The organism is Hydrogenophaga taeniospiralis CCUG 15921, from assembly GCF_001592305.1.
In the GTDB taxonomy this organism is placed as follows: Bacteria; Pseudomonadota; Gammaproteobacteria; order Burkholderiales; family Burkholderiaceae_C; genus Hydrogenophaga; species Hydrogenophaga taeniospiralis.
Map to the genome: position 1 here is coordinate 511,033 of NZ_BCWR01000005.1, position 19,142 is coordinate 530,174.

The following is a 19,142-nucleotide window of genomic DNA, read 5'->3' on the forward strand; positions in this document are numbered from 1 at the left end:
CGCCCGCCTCAATGGTTGTGGCGTGGGGTCTTTTCCGAGATGCGCCGGTACGCCAGCGCAAAGTCCAGCGTCGCGCCGTCGGCCAGCTGTCCGGTTTTTTCGCGGTACAGGGCTTCCCAGGGGGAATGGCTTTGGGGAATGGGCGGCGCAGGCAGCTCGCGCTGGCGACGTGCAATTTCTTCCGGCGCCACCAGCGCATCGCAGCGGCCGGTGTTCAGGTCGATGCGGATCGTGTCGCCGCTCATCAGCCAGCTCAAGCCCCCGCCCACGGCACTCTCCGGCGACGCGTTGAGGATGGAAGGGCTGTCCGCCGTGCCCGACTGGCGCCCGTCGCCCAGGGTGGGCAGGGTGTTGATGCCGCGCCGGATCAGCGCGTCGGGCGGCTGCATGTTGACCACTTCGGCAGAGCCGGGCCAGCCGATGGGCCCCGCGCCGCGCATCACCAGAATGCAGCCTTCGTCGATGTTCAGCGCCGGATCGTTGATGCGTGCGTGGTAGTCGTCCGCCCCCTCAAACACCACGGCGCGGGCTTCGAAAATGCCCTCTTGTCCAGAGCGGCTCAGGTAGTGCGCGCGGAAGGCTTCGGAGATCACCGAGGTCTTCATGATGCCGAAGTCGAACAGGTTGCCGCTGAGCACCATGAAGCCCGCCTTCTCCATCAGCGGCTCGTTGAACGGGCGAATCACTTCGCGGTCGCGCGCGTCGCGGCCTTGCAGGTTCTCGCCAATGGTCTTCCCGGTCACGCTGGCGCAGTCGTTGTGCAGGCGGCCGGCCTGCTGCAGCTCCCACATCAGCGCGGGCACGCCGCCGGCGCGGAAGAATCGCTCTCCGAGGAATTTGCCCGCGGGCTGCATGTTCAGCAGCAACGGCAGGTCGTAGGCGTGTTCGGTCCAGTCCTGGGCCTCCAGCACCACGCCCGCGTGGCGCGCCATGGCCATGATGTGCACCTGCGCATTGCTGGATCCGCCGGCCACGCTGACCACCGACAGCGCGTTCAGAAAGCTCTCGCGCGTCAGGATGCGCGAAGGTCTCAGATCTTCGTAGGCCATCTCGACGATGCGGCGCCCGGTCTCGTAGGCCATCTGACCGCGCTCGCGGTAAGGCGCCGGAATGTCCGCGCAGCCGGGCAGCGACAAGCCCAGCGCCTCGGCCACGGCGTTCATGGTGGAGGCCGTTCCCATGGTGTTGCAGTGGCCCGCCGAGGGCGCGCTGCTGCAGGCGCGCTGCAGGAATTCTTCTTCGTCGATCTCACCCGCCGCCAGTTGGCGGCGGCTGCGCCAGATCACGGTGCCCGAGCCCACCAGCTCGCCGTCGTGCCAGCCGTCCAGCATGGGCCCGCCCGAGAGCACGATGGCGGGAATGTCTACGGTGGACGCCGCCATGATCCCGGCCGGTGTGGTCTTGTCGCATCCGGTGGTCAGCACCACGGCGTCGATGGGGTAGCCGTACAGGATCTCGACCAGGCCCAGATAGGCCAGGTTGCGGTCCAGCGCCGCCGTGGGGCGGCGGCAGTTCTCAAAAATGGGATGGACCGGAAACTCCATCGGAATGCCTCCCGCATCGCGGATGCCATCGCGCACGCGGTGCGCCAGGTCCAGGTGGATGCGGTTGCAGGGCGACAGGTCGCTGCCCGTCTGCGCAATGCCAATGATGGGCCGACCCGAGCGCAGCTCTTCGGGCGTGAGCCCGTGGTTCATGAACCGTTCCAGGTACAGCGCGGTCATGTCCGAGCGCGCAGGGTCGGCAAACCAGTCGCGTGAACGAAAGGGGCGACGGGGTGTTTTTTGCATGGGGCTACCAGTGGCGCAGGGCGGGAAGACGGAGGCTGCCTGCCGCGGCATCGGGCCGCGCGCAGGCAGGTGGGTGGCGAAGGCGGTCTACTTGGCGGCGGTGCCGCGCGCCTTGGCCAGTTCGCCCATCATCTCGCTGGTCGTCTCTTCGCCAAACTCGCGTCCGTACTTGGTCAACACAGGTTGCAGCTTGGCGCGCAGCTTGGCCTGCTCGGCAGCCGGCAACTCGGTGATCTGCATGCCCACCTTCTTCAACTCGCCCAGGGCGGTTTCGCTGAAGGCGCGGATGGTCTTGCGCTCGAACAGCGTGGCTTCGCGCGCAGCTTCCTGCACGATCTTCTGCTCCTGGGGCGACAGGCCATCCCAGGTCTTCTTGGACATCAGCAGCACCCAGGCGCTGTACATGTGGCGCGACAGCACCAGGTGCTTCTGCACCTCAAAGAACTTGCTGGCCAGGATGGTGGCCGGGGGGTTCTCCTGCCCGTCCACGGCGCCCTGCTCCATGGCCGTGTACAGCTCGGTGAAGGGCATGGGCGTGGCGTTGGTGCCCAGGGCGTTGAAGGTGTCCAGGAACAAGGGGCTCTGGATCACGCGCAACTTCAGACCCGCCAGGTCGTCGGCCTTGTTGATGGGTCGACGCGAGTTGGTCACATGGCGAAAGCCGTTTTCCCAGAAGCCCAGCCCGACGAGGCCCTTGTCCGGCAGCATGGCCAGCAGCTTCTGTCCAAAAGGGCCGTCCAGCACGGCGTCGGCTTCCAGCTCGTTGTTGAAGGTGAGCGGCAGGTTGAGCGCACCAAACGGTTTGATCAGCGACATCAGCGTGGAAGAGTCCGGAACGGTCATCTCCAGCGTCCCGCCGCGCAGGGCCGAGGTCATGCTCACGTCGTTGCCCAGCGTGCCGCTGGCAAACAGCTTGGCGTTCATCTTGCCGCCGCTCTTGGCCGAGAGCTTTTCGGCAAAGTGCCGCACGGCCTGGGCCTGCGGGTGGTCGTCGCTCAGGCCGATGCCGACCTTGAACGTGTGTTCCTTGATTTGTGCAGACACGGGTGCGGCCAGGGCGGCCAGCACGGTGGCGACCACGGCGAGGGTTTTGAACTTCATGCTTTTGTCTCCGATGGAATGGTTGTTTCGCGACGGACGAGGCCGTCGGCGCCCTGCAATCCCTGGGTGGAAACGTCTTGACGCAGGCCAGAGGTTAGGGATGGCACCGGTGCGGGTCCACTGAATCTTTTGCTACGATCCATTCCAAACGCTTATGAGTCCAGACGAATTTCCGGGTAAACCCTTGTCGCTGGCGCAGGCGTGTGCGCGGTTGCGGTTCCGGCATCTGCAGTTTCTGGACATTCTGGGGCGCACCCGCAACCTGCGGCTCACGGCCGAACAGATGCACGTGACGCAGCCGGCGGCCACCAAGATCCTGATGGACATCGAAGAGATCCTGGAGGCGCGCCTGTTCGACCGCCTGCCGCGCGGCATGCGACCCAACGAACTGGGGCTGTTCACCTTGCGCTATGCCAGCACCGCGCTCGACGGTCAGCGCAGGTTTGTCGATGAATTCAACGCCCTCAAGCAAGGTGGGCACGGCCACCTGACCATTGGCGCGATCACCGGCTCCGCCGCCCATCTGCTGCTGGCCTCCGTGGTGGAAATCCAGCGCCTGCGACCGTTGCTGGTGCTCAAGATCCTGGAGCAGAGCAGCGATCAGCTCATCTTGTGGCTGGCCGAACGCAAGATCGACCTGATGATCGGGCGCTTCACCAACGAGGAGCAGCGCAGCCAGTTTCACTACGAGCGCCTGTCTGACGAACCGCTGTGTGTGGTGGGTGGTCTGCGCCACCCCCTGCGCGGCGCGACGGACCTGACACTGACCGAGCTCGCCCACTGGCCCTGGATTCTGTACCCGCCCTCCACCGCGGTGCGCAAAGTGTCGGACGACCTGTTTGGCGGTGCAGGGCTGGCGCTCACCGCAGGGGTGGTGGAAACGCCCTCCTTCCTGTTTGCGCTGGAGCTGATGAACACCACCAACATGATGTCGCTGCAGCCCGCCGCCCTGGTTGAAAAATACGTGAACAGGGGCCTGCTGGCACGCATCCCGGTGAGCTGGCCGGACCGCATGCCCGACTACGGCCTGATCTCGCGGCTGGGAGAGCCGCTCACGCCGTCCGCACAGGCGTTCATCACAGTGCTGCGCGAGACGGCGAACCTGGCTCCTGACGTGGTGTGATGAGAACGCCAACGGGCGGGTGCGTCAGCGCTCCCCATTGCATAAACTGGTCAGGCCAGTACAGTAGAGCAGGAATTGGCCTGACCACACGGGCCGCCCACCCTGGGTTTCGCCTTGCCGTCACATAAACTGCAGCCCACGCGGAGAACTCATGCTGGACCCACTCAAACAGGTAGACAACCGTCGGCTGTACCAACAAATTGCCGACCAGATTCGCGCCTACATTGACAAGGGCAACTACACCGCCGGCATGCGCCTGCCGCCCGAGCGGGACCTGGCCCAGCAACTGGGTGTGTCGCGTCCCTCGGTGCGCGAAGCCCTGATTGCGCTGGAGATCGAGGGCAGCGTGGAAGTGCGCATGGGCGCTGGCGTGTATGCGTGCAACCTGGCCCAGCGCAAGCCCCAGGCGCTGGCCACCATGGGCGAAAGCCCTATCGAACTGATGCAGGCCCGCGCCGCCATCGAAGGCACGGTGGTGATGATGGCCTGTGGCAAGGCCACGCCGGAGGCGCTGCAGGCGCTGCGCCAGATTCTGGACGACATGCTCGCCGCCATCGCGCAAAACCGGTCGCCACTGCCGTTTGACCGCCAGTTCCACCTGGCCCTGGCCGCCATGACCGGCAACGCCGTGCTGGAGCGCCTGGTGGGCGAGTTGTTCGACGAGCGCCACAGCCCGATTGCCGCCCGCCTCAGCGCCCATTCCGAATCGGGACAGACCTGGGCTGCGGCGCTGCACGAGCACGAAGCCATTCTGCGTGCTCTGGAAAATCGCGACGTGCTGGCCGCGCAAACCGCGCTGCGCATGCACCTGCAGGCATCGGAACAGCGCTGGGTCGAAAACAACCGCCGCGAATGGTCCTGACCCCCTGAACACCAGCCGTCGCACCACGGTCCGCGTGGTCAGGCCTGTGCACCTGCACAGGCTTTTTTTGCGCCATTTCTACCCACATCCCAGAAAAGATGCCGGGTAAATACCGATACGTTCACCCACATTGGTAAGGCCAAATTGTGCCGATCGCGTCAGGCAGCCTGACCAATTTGCCGTGGCGCAACCCTCGCTGTTTTGGAGCCTTTGACTGCCCTACAGGAGTCTGCATTGCCGCCATCCGCGCCCGATCCCGTCCATGCCGAGCCGCCCAGCACCGCGGCCACCGCAGCCGTGCTGTTGCGGCTGGAGGGCATCAGCAAACGTTTTCCCGGCGTGCTCGCGCTCGATGGGGTGAGCTTGGAAGTGCGCCGCGGTGAAGTGCATGCGGTGTGCGGCGAGAACGGTGCGGGCAAGTCCACGCTGATGAAGGTGATCAGCGGCCAGTACCCGCCCGACGCGGGCACCCTGCACTACCGGGGCGAGGTCTGCCAGTTCCGCTCCCCCGCCGATTCCGAGGCGGCGGGCATTGCCATCATCCACCAGGAGCTGAATCTGGTGCCCCACCTGTCGGTGGCCGAAAACATCTTCCTGGCCCGCGAGCCGCGCAAAGGCTGGCTGATCGACCGTGCCGCGCTGCGGCGCAACGCCCAGCACTGCCTGGACCGGCTGGGCCTGGACATTGCGCCGGATGTGCTGGTCAAGACCCTGTCGGTGGCGCAGCAGCAGATGGTGGAAATTGCCAAGGCGCTGTCGCTGAACGCCCAGGTGCTGATCATGGACGAACCGACTTCGTCGCTGACCGAGTCGGAGACGGAAAAGCTCTTCGCCATCATCCACGAGCTCAAGCGCGCGGGCGTGGGCATCGTCTACATCTCGCACCGGCTCGACGAGCTGGCGCAGATCGTGGACCGGGTGACCGTGCTGCGCGACGGCCGCTACGTGAGCACCGACCGCTTTGCCGACACCACCGTGGAGCAGATTGTGGCCAAGATGGTGGGGCGCTCGCTGGACGATGTGTTCCCCAGACGCACTTCGGTGCCCACGCCGGAGGTGCTGTTGCGCGTGCAGGGCCTGACGCGCCAGGGCGCGTTCCACAACGTGAACTTCGAGCTGCGGCGCGGTGAGATTCTGGGTTTCGCGGGCCTCATGGGCGCAGGGCGCACCGAGGTGGCCCGCGCGATTTTTGGCGCCGACCCAATTGACGCCGGTCAGGTGATGCTGGGCGAACAACGGCTGGCCATCCATTCCCCGCGCGACGCGGTGCGCCACGGCCTGGCCTATCTGTCGGAAGACCGCAAGCACGATGGCCTGGCGCTGAAGATGACGGTGGCGCAGAACATCACGCTGGCCAACATGGAGGCGGTGTCCAACCGCGTCGGCCTGATCCGCTTTGACAAGGAGCAGGTCGCCGCGGCGCGCTACATCAAAGCGCTGGACATACGCACCCCCAGCAGCAGCCAGATCGTGCGCCTGCTCTCGGGCGGCAACCAGCAGAAGCTGGTGATCAGCAAGTGGCTGTTCCGCGAATCGCGTGTGCTGTTCTTCGACGAACCCACCCGCGGCATCGACGTGGGCGCCAAGTACGCCATCTACCAGTTGCTGGACGAGCTCGCCGGCCAGGGCATCGGCGTGGTGATGATCAGCTCGGAGCTGCCCGAAATCATGGGCATGACCGACCGCGTGGCGGTGTTCCACGAAGGGCGGCTGGTCACCGTGCTGAACACCCGCGACACCAGCCAGGAGGAAGTCATGCACTTCGCCTCGGGCCGCAGCATCCCCTCCCCCGTCTGAAACGCCCCCGGACCACCCCATGACCGAACGACAAAAAGACCTGCTCCAGAAATTTGCCGCGCTCGCCAGTCTGTTGGGCCTGATCGTGATTTTTTCCTTCACGAGCGACGCCTTCTTCACGGTGGGAAACGGCATGACCGTGGCCCTGCAGGTGACCTCCATCGCTTTCCTGGGCATTGGTGCCACCTGCGTGATCATCACCGGTGGCATCGACCTCTCGGTGGGCGCCATCCTGGCGCTGGCGGGCGTGGTGGCCGCCCTTGCGGTCAAGGCCGGTGTTCCCGTGCCGCTGGCCATGCTGGCCGGGTTGCTGGTGGGTGCTCTGTGCGGCCTGATCAACGGCCTGTGCGTGACCGTGCTCAAGCTGCCGCCCTTCATTGCCACCCTGGGCATGATGCTGGTCGCGCGGGGCGTGGCGCTGCAGATCACCGACGCAAAAGCCATTGGCGGCCTGGGCGAAAGCTTTGCCGAACTGGGCAACGGCTCGCTGTGGCGCGTGGTGAACATTGGCCCCGACGGTTTTCCCGATGTGGTGTTCGTCGGCATTCCCTACCCCGTGCTGCTGATGGTGGTGCTGGCGGTGGCCGTGTCCATTTTGCTCAACCGCGCCACGCTGGGCCGGCACCTGTATGCCGTGGGTTCCAACATGGAAGCCGCCCGCCTCTCGGGTGTGAACGTGCAGCGCGTGACGCTGTTTGCCTATGTGCTGTCCGGCCTGCTGGCGGGCCTGACCGGCTGCGTGCTGATGTCACGCCTGGTCACCGCCCAGCCCAGCGAAGGGTTGATGTACGAACTCGACGCGATTGCGGCCGCCGTGATTGGCGGCACCTCGCTCACCGGGGGCGTGGGCACGATCTCCGGCACCGTGATCGGCGCCTTCGTGATCGGCATCCTGCGCAACGGTTTGAACATGGCCGGTGTCTCGGCCTTCACGCAACAGATCCTGATTGGTCTGGTCATCCTGCTCACGGTGTGGATCGACCAGATGCGCCACCGCAAGTGATCCCTACCGGCAGGGTTTACCGGGACATCCGCACCACCCCATCGATAAAGAGGAATGACATGAAACAACTGCTGAGCACCCTGATCGCGGCCACGCTGGTGGCCGCGTCGTCCCTGGCCATGGCGGCCGACAAGGAAATCGCCGTGATCGTGAAGACGACCAACTCCGACTTCTGGCAAAACGTGAAGAAAGGCTCGAACGACGCCGCGAGCAAGGCGAAAGGCTACACCGCAACCTTCCAGGGCGCGGCCTCCGACACCGATCTGGCCGGCCAGGTGGCTCTGGTGGAAAACGCCGTGAACCGCAAAGTGGCCGGCATCGTACTGGCCCCGTCCGACCCGGATGCGCTGATCCCCGCCATGAAAAAAGCCTGGGAAGCCAAGATCCCCGTGGTGCTGATCGACTCCGCCGCTTCGGATGCTGGCAAGGCGTACTACCAGTCCTTCCTGGCCACCGACAACAAGGCCGCGGGCGAAATGTCGGCCAAGACCCTGATCGACAAGATCGGCACCACCGGCAAGATCGCCATCATGTCCTACACCGCCGGTTCGGGGTCGGAAATCGGCCGCGTGGGCGGCTTCACCGACTACATCAAGAAGCACTCCAAGCTGCAGATCGTCGGGCCCTTCTACTCCAACTCGCAGATGGGCACGGCCTTGAACCAGACCACCGACGTGCTGGCCGCCAATCCCGATCTGAAGGGCATCTTCGGCGCCAACGAACCCACCGCCATCGGCATGGGCCGCGCGCTGGTCCAGGCGGGCAAGGCGGGCAAGGTGGTGGCCATCGGCTTTGACGGCAACGCCGACCTGCAGGGCTTCGTGAAGGACGGCACCATCGAAGCCATTGCGGTGCAGAGCGCGTACGAGATGGGCAACCTGGGCGTGAAGACCGTGATGGAACTGGTGGAGGGCAAGAAGGTCCCCGCCTTCCGCGACACCGGCGTGTTGATGGTGAACAAGAAAAACATCGACAGCCCCGCCGCCAAGAACGTCCTCTACTGAGCCTTCCCCGCCCCACCCGCCAGACCGACGCGGCGCTGCTGCGTGTGCGGCGCGTGGGCGCGTGCTGGTGGCAGGAACCGGGCCGGTGGGCATAGCGGTCCTGCTGTCAAGGCGCTGGTCGAATGCTGACCAGGGAAGCCCGCTTCAACCTTCAGAGAAGCGTCGCCGCGATTTGTGGAGTTGCTGCGCGGCGCGTCGCAACGCGCTGCAGCGGCGCAAGGCCTGCTCCATGTCGGTCAGTGCCAGACGGGCGTCGGCACCGGCGGACAGCAAAGTGGCCTTGAGGTCTTCATAGTGCGCCTCCATCGTGCCCAGATCGGCCTCCAGCGCGTCAGCGTCCACCGGCCCGGTCGGATCGCAGCGCGACAACAAGGCGCTGGCCGCTGCGGCAAACGCCGCCTGGGCCGAGGCCAGCCCCGCATCGGCCGCGCCCAGCGGTGGTAGCGCGGCGGCGGCCACGGCCTGTTCCGCGGCGGTTTCGTGGTAGCGCTGGATGCGCAGCAGCGCGGCCAGCCGGGCGCTGGCGGCCTGCGACATCAAGGCCTCGCGCAGACGCTCGACGAAGCGTTCGATGGCGGTGTCCAGACTCGTCAGGATGGTGTGGTCGGCCTTCAGCGCGACCGCATCGGCGCCAGAGAGGGCGCTTCGGGCCATGCGGAGCGCCACCTGGCCGGCACGCGCCACCTCGCGAGTCAGCGCGTCCAGCGCCAGCGTGGGCACGGCGAGCACGGTGACGTCCAGGAACTGCGGCTGCGCCTCGTCCTCCTCGCGGGCCCGGAAGCGCTGCTGCAGCCAGCGCGTGAGCCGGGCGGCCAGGGGCCACATCAGCAACACGCCGAGCAGGTTGAACGTGGTGTGGAACAGGGCCAGTTTCGCGGCCGGGTCAGGTGGCAGGTCGAGCGCCTCGCGCGCCAGGCCCAGCGCACCGATGAGCCAGGGCAGGAGCAGCAGCGCCACCACCCCCGTGAGCAGGTTGAACACGATGTGCGCCGACGCCGCGCGGCGGGCGTTCGGCGTGGCGCCGATGGCCGCCAGCAGCGCCGTGACCGTGGTGCCGATGTTGGCACCAATGACCACGGCCGCCGCGCCCTGTGCGTCAATCAGCCCGCCTTGCGCGGCGGTGAGGGTGATGGCCATGGCCGCGCTGGAGGACTGCATCAGCACCGTCATCAGCAGCCCGATGCCGAGTTGCGCCAGCACCGCCAGCGGGCCGTCGCCCTGCGGCAAGCTGATCTGGCCGGCCAGCCCCGCAAAGGCCTGCTGCAGCAGGGCGATGCCCATGAACAGCAGGCCGAAGCCGGCCAGCGCGGTACCGATGGCGCCGCTGCGCCGCCCTTCACCCGTCAGCCGCAACAGCGCGCCCAGGCCCGCCAGCGGCATCGCCACCGCCTCGACCTTGAACTTGAGACCCACCAACGCGACGATCCAGCCCGTCATCGTGGTGCCGACGTTGGCGCCGAACAGCACCCACAGCGCCGGCCCGAGCCCCAGCAGGCCGGCGTTGACGAAGCCGATGGCCGCCACGGTGACCGCGCTGGACGACTGCACCAGCGCCGTGACCAGCATCCCGGAGCCCAGCGCATGGGCGCGCGTGCGCGTGGTGCTGGCCAGGATGCGGTGCAAGGCGGGGCCGGCCGCCAGCTTCAGGCCATCGGTCATCAGGCCCATGCCCAGCAGGAACAGGCCCAGCCCACCCACCATCACGCCCAGGGTCTGCCAGTCCATCATGCAAACACCAGAGTCGCCATGGCCGTGATCGCCACGATGCACACAGCGTTCAGGACCAGCCCGCAGCGCATCATGGTCGCCTGCGGCACCTGCTCGGTGGCGTAGACGATGGCGTTGGGCGGTGTGGCCACTGGCAGCATGAAGGCGCAAGAGGCCGACACCGCGATGGCTGCCGCGAACAGTGGCGGCGGCAGGCCGAGCGCCGCGGCCACCCCCAGGAAAATCGGCACCAGGAGCGCCGCCGACGCTGTGTTGCTGACCAGCTCGGTCAGGAAGACGACGAAAGCCACCACCGCCAGCAACAGGAGCATGGTGGGGGCATCCTGCAGCGCGTGGGTCAGCGCGTCGGCCATGAAACGGCTGGCGCCGCTGCTCGACATGACCTGGCTCAGCGCCAGACCGCCACCGAACAGCAGCAACACGCCCCAGTGCGTGCGCGCTTCGATGTCGGGCCAGCCAATGGCACCACTGGCCACGAGGGCGATGATGGCCGCCACCGCGACGACACTGTCGACATCGGCCGTGATACCCAGTGTGCGGCCGAGCGGCGCTGCGGCGATCCAGCCGGCGGCCGTGAGGCCGAACACGGCCAGGGTGATGCGCTGCGGGCGGGTCCACGGCTGGGCAGACGGGCCATCAAGGGGCGGCACAGTCCAAACGCCAAGGCGGGGACGCAGCAACAGGAAGAGCACGCCAACCATCAGCGGTAGCAACAGCAGCACCAGTGGCACCCCGATGCGCATCCATTCGGCAAAACCGATGCCGGCCTGAGCTGCCGCGATGGCGTTGGGCGGACTGCCCACCAGCGTGCCGATACCGCCGATGCTGGCGCTGTAGGCCACCCCCAGCAGCACGAAGGCTCGCTCGGGAGGCCCATCGTCGTCGCGCAGCAGGCCCAGCGCCAGCGGCAACATCATGGCGGCGGTGGCCGTGTTGCTGAGCCACATGGACAGCAGGGCCGTGAGCCCGAACAGCAGCGCCACGGCCGTGCTGCGCCGCCCTGCGGCCAGGCGCAGCACGGTCAGTGCCAGGGCGCGGTCCAGGCCCTGGCGCTGCAACGCCGCAGCCAGCGCGAACCCGCCGAGGAACAGGAAAATGATGGGGTGCGCAAACGGCGCCAGCGCCGTGCGCAGGTCCATCAGGCCCGTCAGCACGGCCAGCAAAGGCACCAGCAACGCGGTCACACTCAGGTGCAGTGCCTGCGTCATCCACAGGCCACCGATCAGCACGAACAGCGCCAACCCGGTGCGCAAGGTATCCGGTGGCGGAGCCCACCCATAGACCAGCGCCGCCAGTGCCAGGCAGCCGACCATGCGTGGCAGCGAACCCGAGAACCCCATCATGCCCCGCCCGCCACGACAAGCCCGACGCCCCTCGGCGCCGCAGCGATGCCGGCCCCTGCGCCCATCGGCAGGAGAAGGACAGGTTCCGTGAGGGGGCCAGGCATGGTGAGGAAAAGGAGCGGCACTTGATGGAAAGACAAACGTGCACCAGTTTACCGACCAGATTCCCCGCATCGGCCAAAGGCGCATCCCACCCGGTTCGACCATCCCAGCACGGATGCGGGCCCGCATCCACATGGTCCGTCAGCCATGCGCCACAATCGCCCATGACATCCCATGCCGCTCCCGCCGAACAAGGGTCCACCGCCACACTCCCGTGCGCCCAGTGCCCCTTGCGCTCACTGGACCTGTTCCAGACTCACGAAGCCGCCGAGCTGGAACTCGTGCAGTCGCTCAAACGCCGGGACATGCGCCTCGCGGTGGGTCAAGCGCTGATCCAGGAGGGTCAGGTCGACGCGCCGCTCTACACGCTGCAATCCGGCTGGGCGTTTCGTTTCAAGACGCTGAGCGACGGGCGGCGGCAGATTCTCAATTTCCTGCTCGCGGGCGACTTCATCGGCGTGCAGCAGAAGATGGGCGATGCCGCGGCCCATGGCGTCGAGACGCTGACCGATGCGGTGTTCTGCGTGTTCCAGCGCGACTCGCTGTGGGAAATCCACCGCCGCTCGCCCAGCATGGGTTTCAACATCACCTGGCTCACCGCGCACGAAGAGTCGCTGGTGGACGACACCCTGCTCTCGGTGGGACGGCGCAGTGCCGAAGAGCGCATCGCCATGTTGCTGATCCTGCTCTTCAAGCGCGCGGCAGCACTGCAGGCCGATGCCGGCGCGAAGGGGGTGCCTTTTCCCTTGACGCAGCAGCACGTGGCCGATGCCCTCGGCTTGTCACTGGTGCACACCAACAAGACGCTGCGCAAACTGGAGCGCCGGGGCCTGCACCACATTGGCGATGGTCGGCTGTACATGCGCGACGTGAAGGCGCTCGCCCGCCTGGCCGACCTGTACGGCGACGGGCGCCCGCCCGTGCGCCCCCTGGTGTGAGCCTGGCCCACCAGGCCCCTTCGGCGCAGGCCGGGCCCGCTGACACTCCGTAACACCTTGATCGGCCGACATGTCTTTGTACACAGTGAACGGATGACGGGCCACCTACATTGAGTTCAACCCTGCTTCCCGCCTTTCAGGCCAGCAGGGACATCGAAAGACCCAGGGCCGTCAAGACCCGGGGCCTGCGATGGAACGACATGCACATGGAGGCCACATGACCGCCACCGCTTCAAGGTTCAACACGAACCAACTGCTCGCCACCCTCTCCAGCACCGAATGGCGCCACCTGGAGCCCGATCTGGAATGGGTCGATCTGTCGACCGGTACGGTGCTGCATTCGAGCGGCAAGGGCCTGCGCCACGTGCACTTCCCGGTCACCGCCACGGTGTCTCTGGTGTCCTCGATGGCCGATGGCGCCTCGGCCGAGGTGGCCGTGGTGGGCAGCGAGGGCATGGTCGGCATCTGCGCTTTCATGGGCAACGCCAACGCCCTGAGCGATGCCGTGGTGCAGCGACCCGGACACGCCTGGCGCATGAGCACGGCGGCGGTGTTGCACCACACCCGCCGATCGCCCGACTTCATGCAGCAGTTGCTGGGCTACACCCAGGCCTTGTTCACGCACATGGCGCAGTCCTCGGCCTGCAACCGCCACCACGCGCTGGACCAGCAGCTGTGCCGCTGGCTGCTGCAGCACCTGGACCGCCAGGAGGGCTGCGACATGCAGATCACGCAGGAACGCATTGCCAGTCTGCTGGGCGTGCGACGCGAGGGCGTCACCAGCGGGGCGATCAAGCTGCAGAAGGCCGGCCTGATTGACTACCGCCGGGGCCACATTTCCATCATCGACCGCCATGGCCTGGAAGCGCGTAGCTGCGAGTGCTACGGCGTGGTGCGGCAAGCCTACGACCGCTTGTCTTGCTCCCACGGGGCACCGCGCCGTTCCGCTGGCATGGCCGACCTGGGGCTGGCCACTCTGGTGGTGCACCGCCAGCCCGTGCAAACCGCCTGAAGCTGGCGGGGTCACCCGCGTGCGAGCACGGCCAGCTCCTGGTGCAGCAACAGTTCCACCTCGGTCGGCTCGAACTGCTCCTGCAGCAGCGGAATGGTAAAGCGGTATTCGCCCCCTTCGTGCTTGCGCAGCACATAGGCCAGCTGCAGCCGCGCCAGCGACTGGCGCAGCGCCTGCGCGTCGCCCGTGATGCCGTGGCTTTGCAGCAGCTGGGCCAGGGTCACCAGGCTGGTCTGCCCGACCTGGGCCGTGTGGTAGACCACGATGCGGTCGAGGCGGCAGGCGGCTTCGTCATGGCTCAGGCGCCCCCAGCCGGCCAGGGCGTCCTGCACGGCCTGCGAGGCCAGGGCCTGGGTGAGGTGGCGGGCCTCGATGACGCGCTCGCCAGGCGCCAGCGCTTCCAGGCATTCCTGGCACAGGATGGCGACCAGGTTGGCGCGCTGGCCGCTGGCGTCGATGAGGCGGTCCACCAGGCGTTCGTTGTCAAAACCCAGACGCAATTTGCGCAACGGCTCGGTGGCCAGCTCGCGGCAGGCATCGCGTTCCAGACCGCCGATGGTCAGCACCTCGCCAAAGTTGCGCAGCGGGCTCTGGTAGTCCAGCACAGCCGTGGCATACAAGTCCCAGAAACCAGCGAGCATGAACCAGCAGCGCCCCTCTTCGCTAAGCGCGCGCAGGGTGGACAGCTGCACGTAGCCGTTGGCCGATTCATCGCGGAAGAACAGGTCAGCCTCGTCGATCAGCAGCACCAGGCGCTTGCCCTGGTACTGTGCCTGCAGATGGTCCACGATGGCTTCAAGCGGCGTGTCGGCCGGCAGGCCAAACTGGAGCGCCATGCGCGGCGCCAGGCGGTGGTCGCGCAGCGAGACGTAGTGGCACACCGTATGCGGATGGCCATGCATGCGGCGCTGCACGGCCTTGAGCAGGCTGCTTTTTCCCAGTTGCCGCCCGCCCACCACGAGGTAGTTGGCGGACTCGCGGTTGATGACGCGCGCCAGCAGCTGGGCGCGGCCGAAGAAGGCGCCTTCGCGCGTGACGCCGCCGCGCGTCTGGTACGGCGAGATGCGGGTGATGCGCAGCTGTGCGGCCAACTGGCGCAGCAGCACCTGCAACGCCTCGCCGCCGATCAGCCACTCGGTCTGGCTGGCGCTGTCCACCATCACGTGCAGGTTGGCGCGGTCTTCGGCATGGGCCATCAACAGCGGCCAGGGCGTGTCCACGCTGTGATCGCTCAGGATCAGCAGCACGTCGCTGCCGGTCTGTGTGGCGCGCAACTGGCGCAGCACGGTGGCTTCGTCGATGCCCGGGGTGGGCACAAAAACCAGGCAGCGGTCCAGCGACACGGGCAGGTCGGGCGGAAACTGCCACTCGAACACCTGGCCGGGCAGCGTCCAGTCGGCGCTGGGCTGGCATCGGGCCGATACCCGCTCGGCCATCGCGCGCGCCAGGGCCCGGGCATGCTCGGCCCCCGTGGCCTGCGCACACAACACGGCGCGGCGCCAGTCGCCCAGGCGGATGTCGGCCGCCAGCAAGCTGGGCTCCAGCCGCCGCAGCCAGCGCAGCAGCCGGTCGATCTGCGGCAGGCGCGCCAGCGGCGTGCGCCGCAGGCGCGCGGGGCGCAACTGGCCCGCGCCGACCAGGGGATGGCGCACCACCCACACCACGGCGCCCACGGCAAAGATCACGCCGCACCACAGAATGAGCGAGCGCAGCCAGCCCAAGGGATCGGCATCGGCGGTGATGGGCGGCACGCCGGGGGAAAAATCGTCGGTGCTGCCCTCCAGGCAGTTGATGGGCAGGTAGCCATGCGGGATCGGCGGGTTGCCGGGGCGGCAGGTCCAGACGTGGGTGCCGGGCTTGAACTCCACCACCACCTGTGTGCCGGCCAGCTCGCCCAGCTCGGGGTTGTGGGCAATGTCGGCCTGCAACACGTTGGGACGCGGTGAGGTCACGCGCAGTTGCGGGTTGGCGATGCGCGGTGCGTAGGGCTGGATGTCCTCGGGCCAGCCGTCCAGCTCGTTGCGCGCCTGGATCATGGCGATGCGCCACTGCACCAACTCGCCCCACACCGGGCCGACGTTGACCGACGCGAGAAACGAGCCGCGCGTGACCGGGTTGAGCTGAGGCGTGAACAGCGCGCTGGCCACGAACAGCGTGACCACCGCAATGACCACGCCGCGCACCACGGCCTTGGAGAGGAAGGGGCTCAGACGTTCGAGCATGATTCCAGCACCATCCCACCGGCTTCACGAATGGTGGGGCAGCGCCAGTGCAGGCGCGCCGCATCGCCCGTGCCGCGCACATGGATGAGGTTGCCCCAGAACAGGCGGCGCAGCTCGTCATCCTGCAGATAGGGCCGCGCACGGCCCAGGTCGTCGGCCTGCAGCAGTTGCTGCAGACGCGCGCGGGTGGCAGGCGACTGCGCCAGCGGCAAAAAGGTTTGCCACAGACGCGGGCTGCTGGCCAGGTGCGTGCGCAGCGCAGCGGATGACGCATGGCCCTCGCCCACACCCTGGTCCACCAGCCACTGCAACCCCTCTTCAAACAACGCGGGGTGGCCGCCGCTGAGCGCCTGCAGCTCGGCCACCACCGGCTCGGTCCAGGTGTGCTCGGGCCAGCGGTGGCGGGCCAATTGCGTGAGGTCTTCCAGCGATGGATCCGGCCAGTGGTTGACCTGCGCGATGTTGAGCAGCGAGAGGTCGCCGCTGCGGTATTTGAGGTCGGCCAGCGCCTCGCCGCCGCACAGCAGCAGGTGCAGGCGGCCGCTGTGCATCTCGCTCAGGCTGCGCAAAATGCCGGCCAGGGTTTCGCGCAACGCGGGCGTGCCCTGCTCAAAGCGGCTGACCAGACAGAACAGGCGCTCACCCGCCAGCAGGCGGCGCTCCAGTGCGGATTCGAATTCGTAGTCGGACGCCACCTCGCCCAGGCCACACTGGCGGCCGATGGCGGCAAAGTAGTCTGCCTGCGCGGTGCTCACGCTGTAAGGCGGCTGGATGTGCAGCACCGCGCCCTCGCCGTACTGCGCGCGGGCGCGCTGCAGCAGCTCTTGCCGGAACGGCGGCTGGCCCCAGTGGGCGGGCGACAGCAGCAGCGAGATGGGGTACGGCACGGCCTGCGCGAGCTGGGCGAACAATCGGTCCTGAAACGCCGCAAATGGCTGCGCGCCCACCGACTCGGCCTGCAGTGGAAATTCGGGCTCGAAGCCTGCGGCGCTGAGCAGGCGGTTGGCCTCGCTCTCCGTGAGACGCAGGTAACGCGTGCAGGCCACCACGCGGTCGCGCGAACGAACGTTGGGGGCAGAGACGCCGTTGCGCCAGTTGTTCACCGCCTCGCGGCTCAGGCCGATTTCGGTGGCCACGCCCGAGGCGCTGGCGCGGATGCGCCGCATGTAGAGCGACAGCAGATCGGCAAAAGAATCGGTGGCCATGAACAGGAGGGGCAAGAGGCTGGCGGCCCGGCAAGGCCGCCAAAGACCGGGAAGAGAACGAGAAGTGCGGCGGGTGGCTGGCACGGATTGTCGTCTGCGCCAAGGGTGTTGGACCTAGACCAGCCGCTGAACCATCGGCCACGCCTTGGAACAGCCGAGTCCGCAGGCAACAAGCACCGGGCTGTAGAGCACCGTAGCCCCCACCACCGACATCAACCAGCCCGGATCTTCGTCGTCACCTTCTTCAGTCTGCTTCGCTGCTCCCCCCTCTCCTCTCTTGCCTCCCTTGTCTTTCTCATCGTTATTGTCGGCGTCGCCCGTCACCTCCTGCACCAGCATCACCACAACCACCACCAACGCTGCGCCCAGCGCTGCAAGGTAGGCGTACTGCAGTGCGATGCGCTCCAGCGGATAGAAATAGCCCGCCAGAACCACCGCAGGCAGCAGGTAGAAAGCGTGCATCTGCAGCCGGTACCAGGGGATGCCTTCGTCCTTCTTTTCCAGTGCACCCATCACCATCCTGTAGGTCAGCGCGCCCAGCACAAAGATCAGACCACCCCACCATTCGATTTGCGTCAGCATGTTGCCTGTCTCCTGGGTTCAGCGGTTGGCCATGACGGTGACCGGGCCGCCGTTGTCGTCTTTGCCGTCGTCGCTGCTATTGCTGTTGTTATCGCCATCCGCATCGCCGTCATCGCCCTTGATGTTCTTGTATTCGGCGAGCATGTAATACAGCGGCAAGACCACCGCGAGCACCAGCCCCAGGCCCAACCACAGCCAGAATCCCTTGAACAGCAGCACGGTGACCACCGTGAACACGATCGCCTGCAGCAGCCCCTTGAGCCCGGCGCGCAGCAGCAGCACGGCGATCAGCCCTTGCACAGGGGAGGTGCCACTCTTGCCCATGGCCTTGGCAAAGTCGACGATGGCCTCAGCGGCCTCCTGCGCCTCACGCTTGCGCTTGGCCTCCTGCTGGCGCAACTGGGTGATGGAGATGGGCTTGGCGGGGTCTTTGGAACAACCGTGGTCGGCATCCGAATCCTCATCGCCTTCTTTGGCATCGCCCGGGCCGCTGCGCTCGGCCTTGGGTTCCAGCACGGGCAGCCACTGCGGGTTTCTTTGAAAGAAGGCCTGGCGCGACACCCATTGCCCACTATCGAAATGCATGCGCTCCGTCTCGCCCACCTGGTCATAGAACACCTCCAGCACGGCCGCTTGCAGGCCGTGGGCAAACAGCGCTTCCAACGCGGTCAGCGGCAGGTCGTCGTGGGTGCCCGTGTCAAAGCGCAGCGTCAAGTGATCGGGCTCGGCAAACACCTCCTGGTTGAACCACAGGGCATCCCACAGCGCATCCAGATCGCCCCGACCGAGTTTGTCGGCCCAGCGCTGCGCCTGCTCGGTGTTACCCGCCGCCAGGTACTGGTAGACCAACTGGCCGATCTTGAGCTTGACCGGGTCTTCAAAGAAAAGGTGAAGGGTATGGGTGTTTTGTGACATGGCAAACCGTCTGTGAAATGGGTGCGTGTTGAAGTGCACGAATTCTTGCGGTCCGGCCCAGGACTGTCCCTCCCAGGCTTGTCCATGGCGCGCGCTCAGGACTTGACGGAATGTCAACTGCCAGCGCCCTCGGCCTGCGCGCACGAAGCCCACGCCATCGCCGTGGCCACAAGCGCCACAGCAAAAAAGCCCGGACAGTTCCCCGTCCGGGCTTTCTGTGTCTGCGAGCGGTGAAGCGCTTTACTTCTTCGCCGGCGGCAGGTCGGTGCACGACCCATGGGCCACCTCCGCCGCCATGCCGATGCTCTCGCCCAGCGTGGGGTGCGGGTGGATGGTCTTGCCGATGTCCACCGCGTCGGCGCCCATCTCGATCGCCAGCGCGATCTCGCCGATCATGTCGCCGGCATGCGTGCCC

Annotated in this window: 16 protein-coding genes; 7 read left to right on the plus strand and 9 right to left on the minus strand. The window is 66.8% G+C overall.

The features are described from left to right. Positions 1–8: 8 nt before the first annotated feature. Both HTA01S_RS08935 and HTA01S_RS08940 read right to left on the minus strand, forming a co-directional pair. Positions 9–1,790, minus strand: coding sequence for an IlvD/Edd family dehydratase (locus HTA01S_RS08935; RefSeq protein ID WP_068169507.1), 1,782 nt, complete (start codon positions 1,788–1,790; stop codon positions 9–11). A gap of 87 nt (positions 1,791–1,877) precedes the next feature. Continuing rightward, a complete protein-coding gene (locus HTA01S_RS08940; protein WP_068169510.1) occupies positions 1,878–2,891 on the minus strand; it encodes a TRAP transporter substrate-binding protein in 1,014 nt (337 codons plus the stop codon). Between the two features lie 154 nt (positions 2,892–3,045). Between HTA01S_RS08940 and HTA01S_RS08945 the strand changes: the two genes are divergently transcribed. The 5 genes from HTA01S_RS08945 (at position 3,046) to HTA01S_RS08965 (ending at position 8,680) form a co-directional block, all read left to right on the plus strand. Further along, positions 3,046–4,014 carry a LysR family transcriptional regulator gene (locus tag HTA01S_RS08945; protein WP_068169515.1) on the plus strand — a complete coding sequence of 323 codons (969 nt, stop codon included), beginning with the start codon at positions 3,046–3,048 and terminating at the stop codon, positions 4,012–4,014. Between the two features lie 151 nt (positions 4,015–4,165). Further along, positions 4,166–4,876, plus strand: a complete 711-nt coding sequence (locus HTA01S_RS08950; protein ID WP_068169518.1) for a FadR/GntR family transcriptional regulator — start codon at positions 4,166–4,168, stop codon at positions 4,874–4,876. A 234-nt stretch (positions 4,877–5,110) separates the two neighbouring features. Then, positions 5,111–6,673 (plus strand): sugar ABC transporter ATP-binding protein, encoded by a 1,563-nt coding sequence (locus HTA01S_RS08955; RefSeq protein WP_068169521.1) that lies wholly within the window; start codon positions 5,111–5,113, stop codon positions 6,671–6,673. A gap of 19 nt (positions 6,674–6,692) precedes the next feature. Continuing rightward, positions 6,693–7,676 carry an ABC transporter permease gene (locus tag HTA01S_RS08960; protein ID WP_068169524.1) on the plus strand — a complete coding sequence of 328 codons (984 nt, stop codon included), beginning with the start codon at positions 6,693–6,695 and terminating at the stop codon, positions 7,674–7,676. Between the two features lie 59 nt (positions 7,677–7,735). Beyond that, positions 7,736–8,680, plus strand: coding sequence for an ABC transporter substrate-binding protein (locus tag HTA01S_RS08965; protein ID WP_068169526.1), 945 nt, complete (start codon positions 7,736–7,738; stop codon positions 8,678–8,680). A gap of 144 nt (positions 8,681–8,824) precedes the next feature. On the opposite strand, the gene HTA01S_RS08970 is transcribed toward HTA01S_RS08965, so the two are convergent. After that, positions 8,825–10,405, minus strand: coding sequence for a Na/Pi cotransporter family protein (locus HTA01S_RS08970; protein WP_068169530.1), 1,581 nt, complete (start codon positions 10,403–10,405; stop codon positions 8,825–8,827). Then, positions 10,405–11,751 (minus strand): SLC13 family permease, encoded by a 1,347-nt coding sequence (locus HTA01S_RS08975; protein ID WP_068169534.1) that lies wholly within the window; start codon positions 11,749–11,751, stop codon positions 10,405–10,407. The genes HTA01S_RS08970 and HTA01S_RS08975 overlap by 1 nt, the downstream gene beginning before the upstream one ends. A gap of 266 nt (positions 11,752–12,017) precedes the next feature. Here HTA01S_RS08975 and HTA01S_RS08980 point away from each other — a divergent pair, with 266 nt between their 5' ends. Beyond that, a complete protein-coding gene (locus HTA01S_RS08980; RefSeq protein ID WP_068169537.1) occupies positions 12,018–12,791 on the plus strand; it encodes a Crp/Fnr family transcriptional regulator in 774 nt (257 codons plus the stop codon). Between the two features lie 217 nt (positions 12,792–13,008). Then, a complete protein-coding gene (locus tag HTA01S_RS08985; RefSeq protein ID WP_084235958.1) occupies positions 13,009–13,803 on the plus strand; it encodes a Crp/Fnr family transcriptional regulator in 795 nt (264 codons plus the stop codon). Positions 13,804–13,814: 11 nt separating this feature from the next. On the opposite strand, the gene HTA01S_RS08990 is transcribed toward HTA01S_RS08985, so the two are convergent. From HTA01S_RS08990 to HTA01S_RS26150, 5 genes are all read right to left on the minus strand, one after another. After that, positions 13,815–16,025: an ATP-binding protein gene (locus HTA01S_RS08990; protein WP_068169540.1), complete on the minus strand. Its 2,211-nt coding sequence runs from the start codon at positions 16,023–16,025 to the stop codon at positions 13,815–13,817. Continuing rightward, positions 16,010–17,230 (minus strand): hypothetical protein, encoded by a 1,221-nt coding sequence (locus HTA01S_RS08995; protein ID WP_068169686.1) that lies wholly within the window; start codon positions 17,228–17,230, stop codon positions 16,010–16,012. The genes HTA01S_RS08990 and HTA01S_RS08995 overlap by 16 nt, the downstream gene beginning before the upstream one ends. Positions 17,231–17,344: 114 nt before the next feature. After that, positions 17,345–17,812 carry a hypothetical protein gene (locus tag HTA01S_RS09000; protein ID WP_068169543.1) on the minus strand — a complete coding sequence of 156 codons (468 nt, stop codon included), beginning with the start codon at positions 17,810–17,812 and terminating at the stop codon, positions 17,345–17,347. A gap of 18 nt (positions 17,813–17,830) precedes the next feature. Continuing rightward, positions 17,831–18,727, minus strand: a complete 897-nt coding sequence (locus HTA01S_RS09005) for a hypothetical protein (protein WP_068169546.1) — start codon at positions 18,725–18,727, stop codon at positions 17,831–17,833. Between the two features lie 240 nt (positions 18,728–18,967). Continuing rightward, positions 18,968–19,142 (minus strand): hypothetical protein (locus HTA01S_RS26150; RefSeq protein ID WP_084235959.1); only part of this gene is annotated, 175 nt, incomplete at its 5' end.